This is a genomic window from Mycobacterium sp. VKM Ac-1816D, assembly GCF_000416385.1.
GTDB classification, from domain to species: Bacteria; Actinomycetota; Actinomycetes; order Mycobacteriales; family Mycobacteriaceae; genus Mycobacterium; species Mycobacterium neoaurum_A.
On the sequence record NZ_AOHQ01000128.1, the window covers coordinates 14984 to 36271 of the forward strand.

Genomic DNA, 21288 nt, shown 5'->3' on the forward strand with positions numbered 1-21288 from the left:
CTGCCTGAGTGCGCCCGAAGGGATTCGAACCCCTAACCTTCTGATCCGTAGTCAGATGCTCTATCCGTTGAGCTACGGGCGCCTGGTCGTGCTATTCAATTCGGTACTGCTGGTCGAACTCGGCGGAGGCGAGAGGATTTGAACCTCCGGTCCGCTTTAAGGCGGACAACTCATTAGCAGTGAGTCCCATTCGGCCGCTCTGGCACGCCTCCTGAACGATCTGAGGGTACCGGACCCCCGGAACCGCCGAGCGCAAAGATTACACAGGCCGGGGCTCGGAAGGCAAAGCGCGGGTACACGCACCCCTAGAATGGCCGGGTGACCGCCCGTCTGCGACCCGAGTTGGCCGACCTTCCCGCCTACACACCCGGTCGCACGGTGCCCGGCGCCATCAAGATCGCCAGCAACGAGACCGTGGACGGTCCGCTGCCCGGTGTCCTGGAAGCGATCAGCGCCGCGGCGGCCGGCATCAACCGCTATCCCGACAACGGTTACCTCGATCTGCGGGACCGGTTGGCCAAGCACGTGGACGACGGGGCGTTCGCCCCGGAGAACATCTCGGTGGGCGCCGGATCGGTGAGCCTGTGCCAGCAGCTCGTCCAGATCACCTCGACCGTCGGCGACGAGGTGATCTTCGGGTGGCGCAGCTTCGAGATCTACCCGCTGCAGATCCGCACCGCGGGCGCCACGCCGGTGCCGGTGCCGTTGAAGGACCAGACCCACGATCTGGACGCCATGCTGGCCGCCGTCACCGACCGCACCCGGCTGATCTTCGTGTGCAATCCGAACAACCCGACCTCGACCGTCGTCGACCCCGCCGCCCTGGAGGCCTTCGTGGCCGCCGTCCGGTCGGACATCCTGGTGGTCATCGACGAGGCCTACGTCGAGTACATCCGCGACGGCCTGCTGCCCGACAGCCTCGGCCTGGTCAGGCGTTACCCGAATGTGGTTGTGCTGCGCACCTTCTCGAAGGCCTACGGACTGGCGGGCCTACGCATCGGTTACGCCGTCGCCGACCCGGACATCGTCACCGCACTGGGCAAGGTGTATGTGCCGTTCACTGCGACGACCATCTCCCAGGCCGCGGCCATCGCCTCGCTGGACGCCGCCGACGAGCTGTTGGCCCGCACCGACGCGGTGGTGGCCGAACGCGCGCGAGTGAGTGCGGCACTGCGGGAGATGGGCTACGAACTGCCGCCCTCGCAGGCCAACTTCGTCTGGCTGGTGATCCCGGGGCGCACCGATGATTTCACCAACGCCGCCGCCGACAACCGGCTCCTGGTCCGGCCCTACGGCCAGGACGGTGTGCGGGTGACGGTCGCCGCACCGCATGAGAACGACGCGTTCCTCGCCTTCGCGCAGCAGTGGATCCGCGGTGAGCAACCGTGATGCGGGCGACCACGCGGGCGACGATGGTGGCGGGCAGCACGCTGATCGCACTGGGGTTGCTGGCCGGTTGCGGGCGCACCACCGAGGGCACCGTCGCGATGACCACCGAACCGGGGCCACCGCTGACCACCACGACCAGCGCCCGTCCCCCGGTCATCCCCGGTCTGCCGCAGATCCCCGGCCTGCCCGATATCACCATCCCGGGATTCCCCACCCGGGGCTCGAACGTCCCGGATGTCCCGCCGCCACCCGATGCGCTGACGATGACGTGCGCGGACTACAACCAACTCGACGAGGCCACCCAGAAGGCGGTCGTCAACGCGATCCTCAAGGGCGAGCAGTCCATCCTGGGACCGGACAACATCGAGATCGCCACCTCCCTCGCCGATGCGGTGTGCCAGTTCCTGACCGGCAGCACCGTGCGTGAGGTGCTGCTGGGTGGGCCCGTCCCCTAGCGCACCGGATTAGCCTGCACTCATGGCTTACGAATCCGTGACCGTGGACATCGCCGATCATGTCGCCCGAGTGACACTCATCGGCCCCGGCAAGGGCAATGCGATGGGACCCGCCTTCTGGGCCGAGATGCCGGAGGTGTTCGCCACCCTCGACGCCGACCCCGCGGTCCGGGCCATCGTGCTCACTGGGTCCGGCAAGAACTTCAGCTACGGGCTGGACCTGGCCGCGATGGGCGCCACCCTGCCCGGGCTGGACGCCGGCGCCAAGGCCCGGCACGACTTCCACAAGACGATCCTGACCATGCAGCAGGCCATCAGCGCGGTCGCCGACTGCCGCACCCCCACCATCGCCTCGGTGCACGGCTGGTGCATCGGCGGCGGGGTCGACCTGATCAGCGCCGTCGACATCCGTTACGCCAGCGCCGATGCCAAGTTCTCGGTCCGTGAGGTCAAGCTCGCGATCGTCGCCGATGTGGGCTCGCTGGCCCGCCTTCCGCTGATCGTGTCCGACGGGCATCTGCGCGAACTCGCATTGACCGGCAAGGACATCGACGCCGCGCGCGCCGAGAAGATCGGCCTGGTCAACGATGTGCACGCCGACGCCGATGCGTCGCTGGCCGCCGCGCACGCCACCGCCGCCGAGATCGCCGCCAACCCGCCACTGACCGTGCATGGTGTCAAGGACGTCCTGGACCAACAGCGCATCGCCCGGGTCTCGGAGAGCCTGCGCTATGTGGCGGCGTGGAATTCGGCGTTCCTGCCGTCCAAGGATCTCGGCGAGGCGGTCACCGCGATGTTCGGCAAGCGCGCCCCTCAATTCACCGGGGAGTAGCCGAGCCCTTCAGCTGGTCCAGCAGCTGAAGGGACAAGAACGTCATCGGGCCCTTGTCCTCGAACCTGTGCGAGACGTTGCCCGCGATGCCACCCTGCACCGCGAGCTCACCGATCAGGTCGAGCTTGAGCTGCGGGCTGCCTGCACTGAAGTCGAGATCGGCCAGATCCACCCAGACGATATTGGGCCGGGTGGTCGACTCATAGACGTAGCGCTTCCTGGTCAGGTCCAACACCACCTGCCAGATCGTCTGTGAGGCATCGGGTTTGCCCGGATCAGGGATCCGGAAGGGCTGGGCGGCGTTGCGGATCACCGACAGCATGGCCGCGATCGCCTCGACCTGACCGGCGGGTTGCGGAAGGCGGCTCGCGTAGTAACTTGCCCTGGCGAAGCGGGCGGCGGCCTCGGTGGAGCCGGGCAGCGGCTCGCTCCCGCCCAGTCCGGTGAACGTCTTGACCAGTTCGAGCTGCTGGTCGAAGGTCGGCGAGTTCGTCATCACGCGGTACGCGCGGTCGTGATAGACGACCGCCTTGCCGTCGATGTACTCGATGATCGCCGAATCGCCGGTGGCGTCGTCGAGCGCCAGATGGATGGCCGGCGGTACCCCGCCTGTGGGGTCGTCCATCTGCACGACCTGCACATCGGTCTCGGCGATCCAGGCCACCGCATCGGCGACCGTGGCGAAGTTGTCCAGGAAGTACTGCAGCCAGACCGCCTGGCTGAGCTGGGTGCGCCCGGAATCAGGTTGTCCGTAGGTGGATTCCGCCAGCCAGAGCACGTGACCGGCCAGACCGGCCTCGTTGAGACCGTCGACGGAGATGATGTCGAAGGCCGTGGCGATGACGCTGCCGTACTTCGAGGTCCAGGTGAGCTTGCCGGTGACGCCGTCGTCACGGGTGACGCCGCGCGGTTGCTTCCACAGGTTGGTCATCAGGTCCTTGTGGAAGTCCATGTTCCGTCCCACCAGGACGGCTCCGCCGGCGTCCGGCCAGATCACTCGGGTACACATGCGCGACAGCCTAGCCAGCAGCCGGCTGCGACAGTTCAATCTCGGGCGAGCGCGCCGCGCCCCGGGCTACCCGGTGTCACAGCGACCACCGCGCCGGGCATGAGGAGCAGTCACCTCGAGTACACGGGCAGGCGCGCGGAGTCCGGGAGCCGGGCCGCAGAGGCGCAGCGCCGATCACGGCACCGACAGCTCCGATCAGCAAGGTTGCCGCCATCAACCACAGCAATCCGCTGGCTATAGCTGACTGCATCGTCAATGCTCCCGACAAGTGACTGAACTGGTCATCTGATGATCAACCCGGCGCGTCAGACATTGCCGAGCACACATCAAGATCATTCCCGAAGACCATGACACGCGTGCTGCGCCCGCGTCAATATGGTCCGGCACACAGGAGACGCCTGCGACAGGAGTGAGCAGGAGCTTTTCGATCCTCACTCCAGAGACACACACCTCTTGGACGAACCCCTCAAAATGGCGTCATGGCCACAACGCCCTACATCAAAGCCTGCCTCAATGGTGCCCGCACCCCCGACGAGCACGCCGCGCTCCCGGTCTCGCCGAAGCAGCTGGCCGCCGCCGCCGTCGCCGTGCACAGTGCCGGTGCCATGGCTGTGCACCTTCATCCCAAGACTGCCGACGGCATGGATTCGCTGGAACCGGCGATTGTCGCCGCCGCTGTGAGCGCCGTGCGCCAGGCGGCACCGGGCCTGCCGCTGGGTGTGACGACCGGGTTCTGGGCGCTGCCCGATCCGCATCGGCGGTTGCGCACCGTGGAGGCGTGGACGGTGTTGCCCGATTTCGCCTCGGTCAACTGGGATGAACCCGGCGCCGAAGAACTGGCGCTGTTACTGCTGAGCCGGGGTATCGGGGTGGAGGCCGGCATCTTCCACGCCGCAGCAGCGGAGTCCTGGGCGGATTCGCCCGTGGCTGCCCGCTGCATACGGGTCATGGTCGAGCTGGGGCCCGACGGCGATATCGAGACCGCCGACGATGTGTTGGCGCGCGTGAGCCGTGCCGGGTCGCCCGCGCCGGCGCTGCTCCACGGCCTCGACGCCAGCTGCTGGCCACTGCTCGCGCACGCCGGCGCGCGCGGAGTGCAAACCCGCATCGGGCTGGAGGACACCGTGCTACTACCCGACGGGTCGACAGCGTCGGGTAACGCCGAGCTCGTTGCGGCAGCGTTTGAGCTTCTCAGTCGCTAGTCGGTTTCTGGCGACAAATTGCCGAAAACAGAAGCAGCAGAAACGATTTCAACCCGATAGCGAAGCTCTGCCGTTCCAACGTAGCCGCGGTGGCCTCTGCAACGACACTTCCCGCCCAATCACGCCATGCGTCTGACGGTGGATGGCGTGGCATCGATCCGGTCTCACGTCGACATCGATTGCGCCAACGGTGATGTGACGGCAACCCAGTGGGGAGATCCTGGGATATCGCGATTCGACATCTGCACGCTGCAGATGTAAGGCCAGCAGGCCGCTGCTGCTCTCGAATCTGGATGCATCCTGGGGAGGGAGCTTCACATGAGGGTTACCAGACGTCTACGCCATATGGCCTCGATCGCAATGTCCGTGATGTTCGGCATGAGCCTGGTATCGCCGATATCGGCGCACGCGGAACCTGCTGCAGCCACGGTCCTCACGTTGGCGCCGGCATTTTTCCCGCTGCCGAGCAACTGGCTGCGCGGCGAACTCTTCGCCGCTCCCAACACCACAGTCAAAGTGCCGTACAACAACTTTCCCGCAGCCGCCAACGTGCACAAGGGTGCCGACCTTCTCGACGACCTGCTGCACTCAACCGCCGGCCCCAAGATCGTCCTCGGCCACAGCGAAGGAGCGCAAGTTCAAGACGATTGGCTACGCCGCTACGGCCCGACGAGCGATATCGACCCCGCCACAGTGCAATTCATCCTCACCGGCGACCCAGAGCACAGATTCAACGGGTGCACACGCGTCCCCGCACCCACTCCCGCCGAGCCCGACAAGAAGGTATGCAAATTCATCTACCACAGCTATGACGCCCCCGGTGGCTTCACCGGCCCGGGCTTTCCCGACGACACCCGCTACAACGTGACCGTCATCTCCCGCCAATACGACTACTGGTCGGACTGCCCCAATCCGCTCGTCAGCGGCTCCCCGGCAGACAAAAACCGAGACGCGGCCAATTCCGTCGGCGGGAAGGGAGAGCTCAAAGCTGTACACCTGGACTACAGCATGATCGGGCTCAACGACCCGAACAATCAGGTGTACGTCGATCGAAACGTCAAGTACGTCCTGGGCTCACCAGCCACCTACTACCTGCCCATGGTGACCCAGAAATGGATACCGCAAGCGCAGAAACAAGCCCAAGACCTGGAGCTACGCCCACAAGTCGAACTCAACTACGGCCGCCCCATGGGATCACCGACGCCGCCAAGCTCATAGTCTGGGTGATCTGTTCGATACACATATCGCTACAGGGTTCGAACTTGTCACCGTGAACGAGCAATTGGGGCCCCTTCGGCGTGTACCCGGCGCTAGCAGTTGATCCGTTTGAGGTTCCAGTACATCGTCCCGTCACCCTGGGCGGGATTGCCATACCAAACGTACGCGCGGATCTCCTTGGTGCCCCGGATGAACGGGCCGCGGTATGCGACGACAATTGTTGTCCCAGAAGGATAGGAGCCGTTGAGCTCCACGATCTGCGACTGCCCGATGAACCCGCCCTGCGCGTTGTAACAGCGCAGCCGCGAACGCCAACCAAAGGCCAGGATAGGAACCGTGAACTTGACGGTGACACCGCCTGCACAGCTCACGCGTTCGAAGCGAACAGCGTCGGTCCTGATAGATCCGGCGGCAACTACACTTGCGGCCGGCGCGTCGTCCACGTCGATGACAAGTTCGCCCCACTCACCAGACGTCTCCGTCTCAGCAATCTCGGCTGGGTCAACCTGCTCAACGGCTTCATCCGCATCTTGGTCGGTCATCGTTCCTCCAATAGTCGTTACGTGCTGAGGCTTTCTTCTTTTCGCGGAATCTCGTTGGGGCGGCACTTGGGTCACATGGCGCGCAAGAGCCGCTCCGGCCAAGGGGCAGCCAAGACTTGCTTGGTGTCATCGAGAAGCCCCTTCAAACCGGATGCCGCCCTTTCGGTCGCGAGAGCCTCCCTAGCCTGACCGGTCAGCAGCTCGACGCGACTCTGAACTCTCCATAGTTCGACCGTTTGCACGATCCAATAGACGGTAAACTGCACGAGCAGAATCGTTTCCGCAACGATAACCAGGTGATTCCAGCCGTCGAGCGTCGAGTGGACGACCACAACGCCGGCGATGGTCACTACCATGAGCGCAGAAAGGGTCGCATAACACGCGAAGTAACGGCGCTTGTTCGGACACTCGCTTTCATTCTGCTCCGACGTGATCCGAGCAGTGAGGCCAACCGTTACGCATATCGCCGCAAACATGACGACTGCCGAAACTCCGTGCGCGTACTTGTCGAACCGCGGTTGATCCACGACGAAGACGATGAATCCGCCGATAATCAGCACCCATGCCAGTAACGTCGCGAACGTTCCGAGCACGCTGTTCTTATGTCGGCGAGCAGTATCGTTGCGGCTGGGGCGGCACCACAGCGCAAGACATGAGAGCACGAGTGCAATCGTGACTGCCCAGATGTTGGTGGATACCGACTTCGAGATCTCATAGCCTGGGGGTAATTCCCCTCCGCCACAGATGATCACCGGGCGTGCTGTTGGAACCATCGCGACGACGATCGCCAGCACGCCGGCAAGGCTGAGAAGCACATCTTCGGTGTGGCTGGCGCCGGTGTACACGATCATCAGCACACCCGCTGCGCACAGCACGGCCACGAAAACACTGTGGGCGGAGGTGAAGTAGTACGCGCTGATGGACGCTTCGAAGCAGTTTCCGCCGGCTCGGTCGGTCAATACCCCTGCTGCCAGTGCCGCGACCGCGACAACCAACCCACCCCGCAGATAGCGATAGGTCGTCACAGCTGCTTCAGGAAGGACGGAGATGCTCATAGCTCTCACCCCTACATTCGGTCGATGATCGATTGGATTGGACTGACAGCTGGTGAGTCACCACGGCGAGTGTGGATACGGCGCATGTGCGTTGGCGATGGCGCCACATACCTCACCTGGCAATCCGACCATCGCCACGTAGTACGTGTCACTCGGCGTCGTGATGGCGTACCGATCGGTGCAAACCAGACCACCGCCGGGGCCGCCGCCAGCGACGTCACCGCCAAGCCCGACGCATTCTGGCAAGTACTGAAGGGGGCTCTGTAGCGCTCTCTGGGAGATCATGACGATTCCCCCAGCCCATAGCGCCCCGACGCGCCAGTATCCACGGGTGGCGTAGATACCCGCCCGTTGACCACATTTGTTGAGGGCATTGAGTACCGAAAACATCTGCCTTACAGAAGGATTGAAAACACCCAGTCCACGTCCAACCCACCCGAGCACGTGCGAACCGTCGCCTTCTGCGATGGATGGATCGTTGAAGCTAGGGAGATACGCACCGATCGCGTCTGCAGCAGGCCCGCCACCACTGACATCTCCTCCGGGCTGCAGATCGGGAATTGCACTCCCTGACGCATTGGGATCCGGCGGAACTTGGCCAGGAACATATCCTGTGTCCGCTCCCGGCGGAGCGTCTGGACCACCGGGTGCACAGAATCCTGTGACCGGGTAACTAGCGCAATCGGCAACTGGCTCGGCATGAGCCGGCGCTATCCACAAAGCGGCCATCACGCACACGGCAACCACGGACTCGACGCAGACCCGACGAAAGATCCCCATAACCGCCCCCTTAGGCAGGATCAATCCCAGGCTCGCGACCGTACTCCTACATTTACCGCAGCATCGGCAATCGACGCAGAACGGCATATTCGCACTTAGCAGGTAGTTGCGCGCGCAATCAAGCAAATCTTCGGCACGGCCGCACGAACCGCGTCTTCGTGCCATGACGAGTACGGTTCTGCTGCGCAAGTAGGCGCCAGCCCGAGATGTCCGACGCCCACCTGGATTGCACTTGACGGCTGGAGTCGATGAATCGGTAGGTAGCCCGATAGCTTCGCTACCCATCCGGCGGAATAGCGTCGCTTCCTCGGGGCAGACCGCGTTTGGTCATGCGTCCCAGGAAGACTCGCCAACCTCGACAACTGAGGCCGAGCCAGGTCGCGGGCAGTGCAGACCGGAATCAGGGGCAATCTGTCATCGGTTTCTGGAAAGACGAACAAACCCAGCGTCCGCCGGGTTCGAACATCGATCTTTTGGCGGTGGCGGAGGGATTTGAACCCCCGGACGGTGTTAGCCGTCTCTCGCTTTCAAGGCGAGTGCATTAGGCCGCTCTGCCACGCCACCGTCCGACAGCCTAAGCGGTCTACACCCGTCCGAGCTTCGCGGCCCGCCCATCGGCCTGTAGACCGGCGCTGATCCGCCGGCAGTTCTCGCCCATCGCGGTGATCTGTGAGCGCGACAACCGGTTCAGGTAGTGGCTGCGCACCTCGGAACCATAGGTCTGCATGGCGTCGGCCAACAGGGCGCGGCCCTCGTCGCTGATGGTCGCCAGCACACCGCGCCGGTCATCCGGGCTGGCGACCCGATTGACCAGGTTCAGCTTCTCCAACCGGTGGATCTGCCTGGTGACCCGACTCGGCAGTGACATCAGTCCTTCGGCAAGATCCCCCATCCGCGCCGAACCACTGTCGGAACTGTCCAGAATGTCGAGCAATCGCACGTCGTTGAGTGTCAGCCCATGACTGTCGGCCAACGACCGGTTCAATGTTGCGTACAGCCGCAGTGCCGAGTCCAGAAAATTTTGCCACGATTTCTGCTCGGCGATATCCAGGCCCGGCATCGAGCTCGCCGTACGTCCCCCCACCAACGCTTCCATCGCCCGATCCTACGTTCGCGCGGCAGCGTAGCCTAGCTCCAATGAAGGCCGTTTCAGTTGTTTCACCCGAACGTATGACATGGCAAGAAGTTCCTGATGTCGCAGCTCAAGCGGGTGAAGTAGTGATCCGCGTGGCCGCGGCCGGCGTCAACCGGGCCGACCTGCTGCAAGCCGCGGGCAACTACCCGCCGCCGCCAGGCGCCAGCAACATCCTCGGCCTCGAGGTCTCCGGCACGATCACCGAGATCGGCGACGCGGTACGCGGGTGGACCACCGGTCAGCAGGTATGCGCTTTGCTGGCAGGTGGCGGGTATGCCGAGTACGTCGCGGTGCCCGCCGCACAGTTGCTGCCGGTGCCCGAGGGCATCGGACTGCACGAGGCGGCCGCGCTGCCCGAGGTCGCCTGCACGGTGTGGTCCAACCTGATGATGACCGCGCGGCTCAGGCCGGGTGCACTGTTGCTGGTGCACGGTGGTGGCAGCGGGATCGGCACACACGCCATCCAGGTCGCGCGCGAACTCGGCGTGCGGGTGGCCGTGACCGCCGGATCGCCCGAGAAGTTGGCGCTGTGCACCGAGCTGGGCGCCGAGATGGCCATCAACTACCGCGACGAGGACTTCGTCGAGCGAGTGTCCGAAGCCGGCGGCGCCGATGTCATCTTCGACATCATGGGTGCGAAATACCTGGACCGGAACATCGACGCCCTGGCGCCCGGCGGACGGTTGGTCATCATCGGCATGCAGGGCGGCATCAAGGCCGAATTGAACATCGCCAAACTGCTCGGCAAACGCGCCGGTGTACTCGCCACGGCGCTGCGCTCCCGTCCGGTGGACGGCCCGGACGGAAAGGGCGCGATCGTCGCGCAGGTCACCGAGAACGTCTGGCCGATGATCGCCGCCGGCCGGGTCCGCCCGCTGATCGGTGCGGAGCTACCCGTCCAGGACGCCGCCAGGGCGCATGCGTTGCTGTCCTCCGGCGATGTCGCCGGGAAGGTGCTACTGAAGGTGTCCGACGACAGTTAGCCCAGCGAGGCCAGCACCCGGACCAGCTGGTCGACCTCGGCCGCGGTGCTGTAGTGCGACAGCCCGACGCTGATCGCACCACCGATATCGTTGACGCCGAAAGCCTCCAGCACCCGCGAGTGCTTACTCCTGCTCACCAGCACGCCGTTGTCGGCCAGCCGCTGCATCACCCGCTCGGCGGGCACCCCGTCGACGGCCAGGCTGAGCACCGGGATCCGCTCGACCGGGTTTCCGAGCACCATCACCAGCGGCAACGACCGCAGCGAGGACAGCAGATAGCCGAACAGTCGGTCCAGGTAGGCGGCCGAGGATTCCATCGACACGGCGAGGCGTTCCCGGCGCGAGCCGGTGGCACCCTCGTCCAGGTTCGCCAGGTACTCGATGCTCGCCACCACACCGCCGAGTAGCCCGAACTGATGGATTCCGGTCTCCAACCGGGCCGGGCCGGTGGCATCCGGATCAAGGGAGACCGAGCTGAACTGGTCGATGACGGCCGGGTCGCGGAAGACCAGCGCACCGATCGGCGGGCCGCCCCAGGCGACGGCGTTGAGCGCCACCACGTCGGCGTCGATGTCATCGATGTCGATGAGCCGGTAGGGTGCGGCGGCCGAATGGTCGACGATGACGAGTCCGCTGTTCTCGTGGACGAGCTTGGTGACCGGAGTCAGATCGGTGACGGTTCCCAGCGTCGCCGATGCCGAGGTGAGCGCGACCAGTTTGGTCGGCGCGGTGATCAGACTCTCCCACTGATAGGTGGGCAGCTCACCGCTCTCGATGTCGACCTCGGCCCACTTGACCTTGGCGCCGTACCGGTTGGCCGCACGCAGCCAGGGCGCGATATTGGCCTCGTCGTCGAGCCGGGAAAGAACGATCTCATAGCCCAGCCCGACCTTGACCGATGCGGCGTCGGCCAGGGTGGTCAGCAGGACGGCCCGGTCGGCGCCGAGCACCACACCGTCCGGATCGGCACCGACGAAATCGGCGATGGCCTGCCGAGCGGCGGCCAGGACCGTCGCGCTGCGGCGGGCCGACGGGTGCGGTCCGGTGGTGATGGGCTTGGAGCCTCGGAACGCCGTCGACACGGTGGTGGCCACCGAATCCGGTAGCAGCATCCCGTTCTGGGCGTCCAGATGTACCCAGCCGTCGCCCAACGACGGGTGCAACCCACGCACCCGGGCAACGTCATAGACCATGTCAGCCACCTTAGAACGTCCGTGAATCGCACAGACGGACACACATCGGGTTACGGAGCCTGCCGCGTTGCAGGGACCCGGCCCGGATCACTTCGGCAGCCATACTAATGCAGGCCGCACGCGGCCCGTGGTGCCAATCACCCCCGTTGTTGCTGGTATGTGCGGGAGCAACTCCGGTATGGCCGGGCCGATTCGCCGGGACCGGAAAGGACTAGTGTCGGACACCATGACGATCCACTCCGACGATGACGACAGCGTCGAGATCCTCACCGGCGACGATGCCCCGTCGGGCGCGGACGAGGACAAGGCCTTGACCGATCTGATCGAGCAACCGGCCAAGGTCATGCGCATCGGCACCATGATCAAGCAGCTACTCGAAGAGGTGCGGGCGGCTCCGCTGGACGAGGCCAGCCGCAGCAAGCTCGCCCGGATCCACAGCAGCAGCATCCGCGAGCTCGAGGAGGGCCTGGCTCCGGAGCTGCGCGAAGAACTCGAGCGCCTGACGCTGCCGTTCGGTGACGACTCGGTGCCCTCCGACGCCGAGCTGCGCATTGCCCAGGCTCAGTTGGTCGGCTGGCTGGAGGGACTGTTCCACGGGATCCAGACCGCACTGTTCGCCCAGCAGATGGCCGCCCGCGCGCAGCTGGAGCAGATGCGTCAGCTGCCGCCGGGAATGGCGCCGCAGGGCCAACGCGGGCCGACCCACCCGGGCACCGGGCAGTACCTGTAGCCGCCCGTGACCGACAGTCCTTTCATCTCCACTCAGAACGCGTGGGTGGAGTTCCCGATCTTCGATGCCAAATCGCGGTCCCTGAAGAAGGCCTTCCTCGGCAAGGCCGGCGGCACCATCGGCCGCAATGACGCCAATGTCGTGGTCATCGAGGCGCTGCGCGATATCACCATGTCCCTGCAGATGGGTGACCGCGTCGGCCTCGTCGGGCACAACGGTGCCGGAAAGTCCACGCTGCTGCGGTTGCTGTCGGGCATCTACGAACCCACCCGCGGGTCGGCGACGGTGCGCGGCCGGGTGGCCCCGGTGTTCGATCTCGGTGTCGGCATGGACCCGGAGATCTCCGGGTTCGAGAACATCATCATCCGCGGCCTGTTCCTTGGTCAGACCCGCAAGCAGATGCTGGCCAAGGTCGACGAGATCGCCGACTTCACGGAGCTCGGCGACTACTTGTCCATGCCGCTGCGCACCTACTCCACCGGTATGCGGGTACGGCTGGCGATGGGTGTGGTCACCAGCATCGACCCGGAGATCCTGCTGCTCGACGAGGGTATCGGCGCGGTCGACGCGGAGTTCATGAAGAAGGCCCGCACGCGGCTGCAGAGCCTGGTCGCGCGGTCGGGAATCCTGGTGTTCGCCAGCCACTCCAACGAGTTCCTGGCCCAGCTGTGCAAGACGGCGATGTGGGTCGATCACGGCACCATCCGGATGACCGGCGGGATCGAGGAGGTCGTCGGCGCGTACGAGGGCCCGGATGCGGCCCGGCACGTGCGTGAGGTGCTCGAGGAGAACGAACGGCATGGCTGACGACGCGACTCCGCAGCGTGTCATCGCGGTCATCGTCACCCACCGCCGTGTCGAGGCGCTGACGGTATCGCTGGCCGCGGTGTCCGGGCAGCGCCGCAGGCCCGACCATCTGATCGTCGTCGACAACGACGACGATCCGGTGGTCGCCGAACTGGTGGCCGCCCAACCGATACCGACGACCTATCTCGGGTCCCGCCGGAACCTGGGTGGCGCGGGTGGTTTCGCGCTCGGCATGCTGCACGCGCTGGCGCTCGGCGCCGACTGGGTCTGGCTGGCCGATGACGACGGCCGACCTGCCGACGACTCCGTGCTGGCGACGCTACTCGCCTGCGCCGACAAGCATGCGCTCGCCGCGGTATCGCCGATGGTGTGCGATCTCGGCGATCCCTCTCGGCTGGCGTTCCCGCTGCGCCGGGGCGTGGCATGGCGCAGGCATGTGACGGAACTGAAGGTCGACGCCTCTGACGACCTGCTGCCGGGCATCGCCTCGTTGTTCAACGGCGCCCTGTTCGCCGCGACCACACTGGAATCGGTCGGGGTGCCCGATCTGCGACTGTTCATCCGCGGCGACGAGACCGATGTGCACCGCCGACTGGTGTTGTCCGGCCTGCCATTCGGCACCTGTTTGGACGCGTCGTATCTGCATCCGGACGGCGCCGACGAATTCAAGCCGATCCTGGGCGGCCGCATGCACACGCAGTATCCCGACGATGCCGTGAAGCGGTTCTTCACCTATCGCAACCGCGGTTATCTGCAGGCGCAGCGCGGATTACGCCGACTGATACCCCAGGAATGGGTGCGTTTCGGGTGGTTCTTCCTGGTGACCCGACGCGACCCGGCAGGTCTGCGGGAGTGGCTGCATCTGCGCAAACTGGGCAGGCACGAGAAGTTTTCGAGATATCAGGCTGAGGCGGAGAGGCGGGGCGCATGACGATCGTCGACGCGGCGGCCCAGTCCAAGACAATGGCGCGCGCCTGGGGTGATCTGCGGGGCGGGTTCGGCAAGCGCGAACTGTGGCTGCATCTCGGGTGGCAGGACATCAAGCAGCGCTATCGGCGTTCGGTGCTCGGCCCGTTCTGGATCACCATCGCCACCGGGACCATGGCGCTGGCCCTCGGCGGCCTGTACTCCAAACTGTTCAATCTCGAACTGTCCGAGCATCTGCCGTATGTGACTCTCGGCCTGATCATCTGGAACCTGATCAATGCGGCGATCATCGAGGGCGCCGACGTGTTCGTCGCCAACGAGGGTCTGATCAAACAGCTTCCGACGCCACTGAGCGTGCATGTCTACCGGTTGGTGTGGCGCCAGGTGCTGTTGTTCGCGCACAACATCATCATCTTCGTGATCATCGCGATCATCTTCCCGCAGCCGTGGAAGTGGACCGACCTGACGTTCATTCCGGCGCTGTTCCTGATCGTGCTGAACTGCGTATGGGTGGCAATCGTTTTCGGCATCCTGGCCACCCGGTACCGCGACATCAGCCCGTTGCTCTTCAGCCTCGCGCAGCTGCTGTTCTACATGACCCCGATCATCTGGAACGACGAGACGCTGCGCAGGCAGGGTGCCGGCGGCTGGGCGAAAATCATCGAGTTCAATCCGTTGCTGCACTATGTGGACATCGTCCGCGCACCGCTGCTCGGCGCCGATCAGGAGCTGCGGCATTGGATCGTCGTGCTGGTGTGCACAGCGGTGGGTTGGCTCTGCGCGGCGTTCGCGATGCGGCAGTACCGTGCGCGCGTCCCATATTGGGTGTAGCCACGTCAGCTGACTGATCCGTCGGCGTCATCCGGCGGTCACCCCGACGCCATCGTGCTGTCGGCTGTGCGGCGTTGAATGGTCTCCCATGACCGACACCGTCACCCCCGAGAACACCGAATCCACCGCAGATACCTTCATCGACGCCGAGATCGTGCCGGTGGTCGAATCCGACACCGGTCCTCACGCCGGCGATGTCCTCGAGCGGCAACTCGACGCGGGCCAGGATCTGAGCACCCACCTGATCGAGGCCACCACCGACGCCGCCGTCGCGGTGGTCGAGTCGCCCGCCAAGGTGATCGCGGCGATCCGCAGCGGCGCCACGCTGCCCGCCGCGCTCGGTGAGACCAACGAGGCCGTCCAGGAGGCGGTCCTGATGGCGGGCAGCCGAATCCGCACCGCTGTCGGCGCCTATGTCAATCAGCAGGCACCGTTGCCGAACGCCGTGATCGTCGGTGCCGCGGAGGTGGCCGCAGCGACGGTGCGCGGGCAGGGCGAACTGGTGTCCTCGGCGGTGGACGGTGTGTTCGAGGTGGCCGTCACCGTCGGCCGGCGCGGTGACGTGCGTGACGTGATCGACCGGGAGTGGAGCGAGTTCAACGCCACCGCGGTGTCGGTCCGCGAAGCCGTCGAGGCCCGCATCGCGGTGGCCCGCCGGTCGATCCGGGACGCCGTTTCCTGAACAATCGGTGCCTGTGAGCACCACACTGGCTGGACCGGACGGCACCGAACTCGTCGCCGAGGTGACGGGGTCGGGGCCGCCGGTCGTCTTCGTCCACGGATCCAACGGTGATCTGAATTCCTGGGCCGATATCGCCGGCCGCCTCAGCGGCTATCAGCTGATCCGCTACGCCCGGCGCAACCATCCACCCAGCGGGGTCGGTCCGGCGCCGAACAGTTTCGGCGCGGAGGCCGGAGATCTGCAGGCGGTGCTCGAGTCCGTCGGCCGGGCTCACGTCGTGGGGGCGTCCTACGGGGCGACCGTGGCGTTGCATGCGGCACTGGCCGACAGCAGCCGCATCGCCTCGCTGGCATTGTTCGAGCCGCCGGTGCTGATGACGGGTCCGCATCTGACGGCCGTGATCGACAGCTATCAGCGACTTTTCACCACCGTGCGGTATACCGACGCCCTGGAACTGTTCCTGCGCGAGGCGGCGCAGATCCCCGCCGACGTACTGGCCGACGGGCCGCCCATTCCGGATGACCCCGTCGCGGCGATGAGCGCGCTTGCCGATCTGGAGGCGATGGCCGGTGACGAAGCACGCGTGGATCGCTGGGCGGCGATCGATGTTCCGGTGTTGCTGATGCAGGGCGGTCGGAGCTGGGCTCCGCTGCCCGACGGGATGGAGGCGTTGGCCGCGGCGCTACCTGCCGCGCAGCGCGTGGTGTGGGCCGAGCACTCGCATTTCGCCATGATGACCGCGCCAGATCAGATGGCCGCGGCGATACAGGAGTTCTTGGACGGGCTGGCGTAGGCGACGATTTTGGCGGACCGACGTGGGCGGGGTCTACACCACAAAACCCGAAGGCGCGCTGTCCTTTCCTCGGCTAGCGGCGCCCACGGCAGAACTGGGTCCGATCACCGCGCCACCACCGACGCCGGGCCGAGAACGGGCCGCCCCCACACGATCCCGCATCCGCACACAAAACCGGGCCTACCGAATAGCCCACGAACGCGCACACAACCGCACCCACATCGACACCCACCCACCACCCTTCTGAAGGGCCGGAGGATCGGCGGGCGGGCGGTGCGATTCAGCGACGAGGGGCCGGCATCCGCGTCGCGACGTTGAAACGATTCCAGGCGTTGATGGTGACGGCCATCGCGATCACCTGGGCGAGCTCCTTTTCGGTGAACACCTCGGCAGCGTTGGCGTACACCGCATCCGGCACATGTCCGTCGTGCAGTGACGTGATGGCCTCGGTCAACTCCAGCGCCGCGCGTTCGCGATCGGTGAACAGATCACCGGCCTCCTCCCAAGCCGCGACCAGCGCAAGCCGCTGCTCGGTCTCACCCTGCTTGCGCGCATCTGCGACATGCATGTCGAGGCAGAACGCACAGTGATTGATCTGCGAGGCGCGGATCTTGACCAGCTCACCGATCATCGGATCGATGTCCTTGGCCGAAGCTCCGGACAGCTTCATCATGGCGTCGTAGATCTCCGGCGACACCTTGTAGATGTTGAGGCGATCGACGGCGTGGCGATTGTTCAGTGTCTGTGTCATGCCCTCGACGCTACGACCCTAAAGGCCCATGTACATGGTTCAATCCAACGGTGACTTCATGGGCCAATTCGGGTGCGCGGGATCTGCACCTGGATCTGCGCACCGCCATCACCCCACGCACCCGCGGCGCCAGGGAAGCCCTGGTGTACGCCCTGCGGGACGCAATCCGGTCCGGTCGACTGCTCCCCGGCACCATGCTCCCGCCCTCGCGCACCCTGGCCAACGACCTGGGAGTTGCCCGAAACACCGTGGGCGAGGCCTACTCCGACCTGGTCGCGGCGGGGTGGCTCGCCTCCCGACAGGGTGCCGGCACCTGGGTGGTCAATACGCCCACCACCGCCGTGCAGGCCCGACCGCGCGGCACCCCGGGCATCCCGACCCACAACCTGATGCCGGGTTCCGGTGATGTCTCGCAGTTTCCGCGCAATGCATGGCTCACCTCCACCCGCCGCGCGCTGACCAACGCGCCCGCCGAGGCACTGCGGATGGGCGACGCGAGCGGCCGCATCGAACTTCGCGAGGCCCTCACCGAATACCTGGGCAGGGTCCGCGGCGTGCGCACCACACCGGACCAGATCGTCATCTGCGCCGGCACCCGGCACGGCGTCGAGGTCCTCACCCGCGCGTTGGGTGGCCCGATCGCCGTAGAGGCCTACGGCCTGTTCCTGTTCCGCGACGCCATCGCCGCCAACGGCGCGCGCAGCGTCCCGATCGACGTCGACGACGACGGCGCGGTGATCAGCGAACTGGACACGACCGCGGCGACCGCGGTGCTGCTGACCCCGGCCCACCACTTCCCGCACGGGGTGCCGCTGCATCCCGGCAGACGCTCCGACGTCCTGGACTGGGCGCACCGCACCGGCGGTTATGTGTGGGAGGACGACTACGACGGCGAATTCCGCTACGACCGCCAGCCCGTCGGCTCGGTGCAGGGCCTGGATCCCGACCGGGTGGTCTATCTCGGCTCGGCCAGCAAGAGCCTGTCCCCGGTATTGCGACTTGGCTGGATGGTGCTGCCCGCCGATCTGGTCGACCCGGTCATCGCCGCGATGGGTGGTCAGCAGTTCTACGTCAACGCGCTGTCCCAACTCACGATGGCCGACTTCATCAACTCCGGCGCCTACGACAAGCACATCCGCCGGATGCGGATGATCTACCGGCGACGGCGCGATCATCTGGTCGCCGCCCTGAAACCCCTCGGAATCGGTATCCGCGGCCTGTCGGCGGGCCTGCACCTGCAACTCGCGCTGCCGCCTGGCACCGAGGCCGAAGTGATGCGCCGCGCCGGTGAGGCGGGAATCGGACTCTCCGGCCTGCACGTTCTGCGCCATCCCGACGCGGGCCCCGACGTGCCCGAAGCCGACGGCGTCGTCGTGAGCTTCGGCACTCCGGCCGAACATGGCTTTCCCGCGGCGGTCGATGCGTTGTGCCGGGTGCTCGTCGGGCTCACCCGGTGAGGTCGGCCAACTCCGATTCCAGATTGCGCCGCGCCGCAGCCTCCCACAGGCGACGGCCGTCGGGCGTGCGATACAGCGACGGTTCGGCGAAAAACGATCTGATGATCCGCGCACGGCCCGCACGGAAGTCGGCGTCGGAGACATGGCCGTATTCGGCCCGCACCTTGGCGGTGTTGTTGCGGTATTCCTGCGGTTCCAGTGCAAGCACGGCCAGATCGGCATCGGAGAGCACCTGACCGTTGCGATCGGTCTCCGCCGGGTTGTGCTCGGCGGTCATCCGTATCAGGCGGCCCACCTCGGCCACCATCGCTGCGTCGACATCGAGCGCAGCGAGCTCGGACTCGGCCAACAGCGCACTGTTCTCCTCGTCATCGGGCGCGCCGGCGTACACCGCATCGTGGAACCAGGCCGCCAGTCGCACGGCGTCCGGGTCATCGGCATGCCCGGCCAGCTGGTCGGTGGCGAGCAGCACACCCTCCAGGTGCCCCTGATCGTGATAGCGCCGGTGCGGCTCCGACCAGCGGTTCAGCAGCGCGGCACCGGCCGCGCCGATCTCCGGTGAGGTCGTGTGGCGCCCGAGCAGGGCCTGCCACTGCAGGAGCAGATCGGTCACCTCCCCATTGTTGCCCGTAAGCTGCCCGCGTGACCGCGACCCCGGAAAACGAGCCTCTGAGCCTGCGCGTCCAGGCAACCCGGTTCGTCATCACCGGAGGTCTGTCGGCGATCGTCGACTTCGGTCTGTACGTACTGATGCTGCAGCTCGGGCTGCACGTCAATGTGGCCAAGACCCTCAGCTTCATCGCGGGCACGACGACGGCCTACCTGATAAACCGCAGGTGGACCTTCCGGGCCGAACCAAGCCGGGCCCGATTCATCGCGGTGATGGTGCTCTACGCGCTGACCTACGCCGTCCAGGTCGGCATCAACTACCTGTTCTACCTGCAGTTCGAAGGCCGGCCGTGGCAGGTGCCGGTGGCATTCGTCATCGCCCAGGGCACGGCCACGGTGATTAACTTCGTCGTGCAGCGCACGGTGATATTCCGGCTGCGTTGAACCTGCCCGGGTGACCCGACCGGTATCGTCTGCCACTGACATGACTACCGAACCCCACCTCGTTCCGCGCGCCCTGACCGGCTTCGGCCGCACAGCGCCGAGCGTGGCTCACGTGCTCTCGACCCCCGACGTCGAGGTCATCGCCGACACCGTCAAGCGGGTGGCGGACGCCGCTGGCCACACGGGCGCCGCGTCATCCCCGTACACCCGCGGCATCGTCGCCCGCGGTCTCGGCCGTTCGTACGGCGATCACGCCTGCAACGGCGGCGGCATCGTCGTCGACATGACCCCGCTGAACCGCATCCACTCCATATCGAGTGAGACCGCTATCGCCGATGTCGACGGCGGCGTCAGCCTGGACCAGTTGATGAAGGCCGCGCTTCCGTTCGGCCTGTGGGTCCCGGTGTTGCCGGGCACCCGCCAGGTCACCGTCGGTGGTGCCATCGGTTCCGACATCCACGGCAAGAACCATCACAGTGCGGGGAGCTTCGGCAACCACGTGCGGTCGCTTGACCTGCTGATGGCCGACGGAGAGGTACGCACGCTCACCCCGGACGGCGACACGAGCGAACTCTTCTGGGCGACCATCGGCGGAAACGGGCTCACTGGCATCGTCATCCGGGCCCGGATCGCCATGACCCGCACCGAGACCGCGTACTTCATCGCCGACGGCGTTGCCACCCGCGACCTCGACGAGACGATTGCGGTACACACCGACGGCAGCGAGGACAACTACACCTACTCCAGCGCCTGGTTCGACCTGATCAGCCCACCGCCCAAGCTCGGCCGTGCCGCCGTCAGCCGCGGCAGCCTGGCCAAACTGGATCAGCTGCCGCCCAAGCTGGCGAAGAACCCGCTGAAATTCGATGCCCCGCAACTACTGAAGGTGCCCGACATCTTCCCGGTGAGCGCGATGAACAAGCTGTCGTTCACCGCGATCGGCGAGGTGTACTACCGCCTCGGCGGCACGTACTCCGGCAAGATCATGAACCTGTCGCAGTTCTACCACATGCTCGACCTCGTCAGCGGGTGGAACAATGCTTATGGCCCAAAGGGATTCGCGCAGCATCAGTTCCTGGTACCACCCGATGCGCTGGACGAGTTCAAGGCCATCATCCGCTGGATCCAGACCAGCGGGCAATACTCCGCACTCAACGTGTTCAAACTCTTCGGCCCCGGCAACCGGGCACCGCTGAGCTTCCCGATGGCCGGTTGGAACGTCGCGATGGACTTCCCCATCAAGGCCGGAGTCAACGAGTTCCTCAACGAACTCGACGACCGCGCAATGGAATTCGGTGGCCGGGTCTACACCGCAAAGGATTCCCGGGTCAGCGCCGAGAAATTCCACAAGATGTACCCGCGCATCGACGAATGGATCGCCACCCGCCGCAAGGCGGATCCGCACGGCGTGTTTGCCTCCGACATGGCCCGCCGCCTCGAACTTCTCTGACCGCGAGCCGCTCC

Annotated in this window: 22 protein-coding genes and 3 tRNA genes; 15 read left to right on the plus strand and 10 right to left on the minus strand. The window is 65.7% G+C overall.

Going from position 1 to position 21288, the window contains the following annotated elements; translation table 11 throughout:
- Positions 1 to 9: 9 nt before the first annotated feature.
- Both G154_RS08345 and G154_RS08350 read right to left on the minus strand, forming a co-directional pair.
- Positions 10 to 82 (minus strand) — tRNA-Arg (locus G154_RS08345).
- A gap of 41 nt (positions 83 to 123) precedes the next feature.
- Positions 124 to 212 (minus strand) — tRNA-Ser (locus G154_RS08350).
- A gap of 106 nt (positions 213 to 318) precedes the next feature.
- Between G154_RS08350 and hisC the strand changes: the two genes are divergently transcribed.
- Genes hisC through G154_RS08365 form a run of 3 tightly spaced genes read left to right on the plus strand, consistent with a single transcriptional unit; the run spans position 319 to position 2676 of the window.
- A complete protein-coding gene (gene hisC, locus G154_RS08355) occupies positions 319 to 1389 on the plus strand; it encodes a histidinol-phosphate transaminase (protein ID WP_019510894.1) in 1071 nt (356 codons plus the stop codon).
- Entirely contained in the window at positions 1389 to 1844 is a 456-nt protein-coding gene (locus G154_RS08360) for a hypothetical protein (RefSeq protein ID WP_019510895.1), read from the plus strand. The genes hisC and G154_RS08360 overlap by 1 nt, the downstream gene beginning before the upstream one ends.
- 22 nt (positions 1845 to 1866) lie before the next feature.
- The gene (locus G154_RS08365) at positions 1867 to 2676 is read left to right on the plus strand and encodes a crotonase/enoyl-CoA hydratase family protein (RefSeq protein WP_019510896.1); all 810 of its coding nucleotides are present in this window, start codon (positions 1867 to 1869) and stop codon (positions 2674 to 2676) included.
- Here G154_RS08365 and G154_RS08370 read toward each other — a convergent pair.
- Positions 2663 to 3685 (minus strand): linear amide C-N hydrolase, encoded by a 1023-nt coding sequence (locus tag G154_RS08370; protein ID WP_019510897.1) that lies wholly within the window; start codon positions 3683 to 3685, stop codon positions 2663 to 2665. The genes G154_RS08365 and G154_RS08370 overlap by 14 nt on opposite strands.
- 479 nt (positions 3686 to 4164) lie before the next feature.
- On the opposite strand from G154_RS08370, the gene G154_RS08375 reads away from it, so the two are divergent.
- Together G154_RS08375 and G154_RS08380 are read left to right on the plus strand one after the other, a co-directional pair.
- Complete coding sequence (locus G154_RS08375) at positions 4165 to 4887, plus strand: 3-keto-5-aminohexanoate cleavage protein (protein WP_019510898.1); 723 nt, start codon at positions 4165 to 4167, stop codon at positions 4885 to 4887.
- A 360-nt stretch (positions 4888 to 5247) separates the two neighbouring features.
- The gene (locus G154_RS08380) at positions 5248 to 6105 is read left to right on the plus strand and encodes a PE-PPE domain-containing protein (protein WP_019510900.1); all 858 of its coding nucleotides are present in this window, start codon (positions 5248 to 5250) and stop codon (positions 6103 to 6105) included.
- A gap of 92 nt (positions 6106 to 6197) precedes the next feature.
- On the opposite strand, the gene G154_RS08385 is transcribed toward G154_RS08380, so the two are convergent.
- From G154_RS08385 to G154_RS08405, 4 genes are all read right to left on the minus strand, one after another.
- Positions 6198 to 6647 (minus strand): hypothetical protein, encoded by a 450-nt coding sequence (locus G154_RS08385; protein ID WP_019510901.1) that lies wholly within the window; start codon positions 6645 to 6647, stop codon positions 6198 to 6200.
- A gap of 71 nt (positions 6648 to 6718) precedes the next feature.
- Positions 6719 to 7702, minus strand: coding sequence for a hypothetical protein (locus G154_RS08390; RefSeq protein WP_019510902.1), 984 nt, complete (start codon positions 7700 to 7702; stop codon positions 6719 to 6721).
- Between the two features lie 1254 nt (positions 7703 to 8956).
- Positions 8957 to 9046: transfer RNA gene (locus G154_RS08400), tRNA-Ser, on the minus strand.
- A gap of 19 nt (positions 9047 to 9065) precedes the next feature.
- On the minus strand, positions 9066 to 9578 hold the full coding sequence (locus tag G154_RS08405; RefSeq protein WP_023984988.1) for a MarR family winged helix-turn-helix transcriptional regulator: 513 nt from the start codon (positions 9576 to 9578) through the stop codon (positions 9066 to 9068).
- Positions 9579 to 9619: 41 nt separating this feature from the next.
- Between G154_RS08405 and G154_RS08410 the strand changes: the two genes are divergently transcribed.
- Positions 9620 to 10600 (plus strand): NAD(P)H-quinone oxidoreductase, encoded by a 981-nt coding sequence (locus tag G154_RS08410; RefSeq protein ID WP_023984989.1) that lies wholly within the window; start codon positions 9620 to 9622, stop codon positions 10598 to 10600.
- On the opposite strand, the gene G154_RS08415 is transcribed toward G154_RS08410, so the two are convergent.
- Entirely contained in the window at positions 10597 to 11793 is a 1197-nt protein-coding gene (locus tag G154_RS08415; protein ID WP_019510906.1) for a cysteine desulfurase-like protein, read from the minus strand. The genes G154_RS08410 and G154_RS08415 overlap by 4 nt on opposite strands.
- A gap of 226 nt (positions 11794 to 12019) precedes the next feature.
- Here G154_RS08415 and G154_RS08420 point away from each other — a divergent pair, with 226 nt between their 5' ends.
- The 6 genes from G154_RS08420 to G154_RS08445 all read left to right on the plus strand — a co-directional run bounded on the left by G154_RS08420 (position 12020) and on the right by G154_RS08445 (position 16563).
- Positions 12020 to 12523 carry a bacterial proteasome activator family protein gene (locus G154_RS08420; protein WP_023984990.1) on the plus strand — a complete coding sequence of 168 codons (504 nt, stop codon included), beginning with the start codon at positions 12020 to 12022 and terminating at the stop codon, positions 12521 to 12523.
- A 6-nt stretch (positions 12524 to 12529) separates the two neighbouring features.
- Entirely contained in the window at positions 12530 to 13330 is an 801-nt protein-coding gene (locus G154_RS08425) for an ABC transporter ATP-binding protein (protein ID WP_019510908.1), read from the plus strand.
- On the plus strand, positions 13323 to 14261 hold the full coding sequence (locus G154_RS08430; protein ID WP_019510909.1) for a glycosyltransferase: 939 nt from the start codon (positions 13323 to 13325) through the stop codon (positions 14259 to 14261). The genes G154_RS08425 and G154_RS08430 overlap by 8 nt, the downstream gene beginning before the upstream one ends.
- The gene (locus tag G154_RS08435) at positions 14258 to 15088 is read left to right on the plus strand and encodes an ABC transporter permease (protein ID WP_019510910.1); all 831 of its coding nucleotides are present in this window, start codon (positions 14258 to 14260) and stop codon (positions 15086 to 15088) included. The genes G154_RS08430 and G154_RS08435 overlap by 4 nt, the downstream gene beginning before the upstream one ends.
- Positions 15089 to 15176: 88 nt before the next feature.
- Positions 15177 to 15770: a hypothetical protein gene (locus G154_RS08440; RefSeq protein WP_019510911.1), complete on the plus strand. Its 594-nt coding sequence runs from the start codon at positions 15177 to 15179 to the stop codon at positions 15768 to 15770.
- Positions 15771 to 15783: 13 nt separating this feature from the next.
- Complete coding sequence (locus tag G154_RS08445) at positions 15784 to 16563, plus strand: alpha/beta fold hydrolase (protein ID WP_019510912.1); 780 nt, start codon at positions 15784 to 15786, stop codon at positions 16561 to 16563.
- A 280-nt stretch (positions 16564 to 16843) separates the two neighbouring features.
- On the opposite strand, the gene G154_RS08450 is transcribed toward G154_RS08445, so the two are convergent.
- Complete coding sequence (locus G154_RS08450; protein WP_019510913.1) at positions 16844 to 17314, minus strand: carboxymuconolactone decarboxylase family protein; 471 nt, start codon at positions 17312 to 17314, stop codon at positions 16844 to 16846.
- Positions 17315 to 17364: 50 nt separating this feature from the next.
- Here G154_RS08450 and G154_RS08455 point away from each other — a divergent pair, with 50 nt between their 5' ends.
- The gene (locus G154_RS08455; protein WP_019510914.1) at positions 17365 to 18771 is read left to right on the plus strand and encodes a PLP-dependent aminotransferase family protein; all 1407 of its coding nucleotides are present in this window, start codon (positions 17365 to 17367) and stop codon (positions 18769 to 18771) included.
- Here the strand turns inward: G154_RS08455 and G154_RS08460 are convergent.
- Positions 18761 to 19384 (minus strand): hypothetical protein, encoded by a 624-nt coding sequence (locus G154_RS08460; RefSeq protein ID WP_019510915.1) that lies wholly within the window; start codon positions 19382 to 19384, stop codon positions 18761 to 18763. The two genes, G154_RS08455 and G154_RS08460, sit on opposite strands and share 11 nt — an antisense overlap.
- Positions 19385 to 19413: 29 nt before the next feature.
- On the opposite strand from G154_RS08460, the gene G154_RS08465 reads away from it, so the two are divergent.
- Both G154_RS08465 and G154_RS08470 read left to right on the plus strand, forming a co-directional pair.
- Positions 19414 to 19824: a GtrA family protein gene (locus G154_RS08465; RefSeq protein ID WP_019510916.1), complete on the plus strand. Its 411-nt coding sequence runs from the start codon at positions 19414 to 19416 to the stop codon at positions 19822 to 19824.
- 40 nt (positions 19825 to 19864) lie between these two features.
- A complete protein-coding gene (locus G154_RS08470; protein WP_019510917.1) occupies positions 19865 to 21274 on the plus strand; it encodes an FAD-binding oxidoreductase in 1410 nt (469 codons plus the stop codon).
- Positions 21275 to 21288 lie beyond the last annotated feature (14 nt).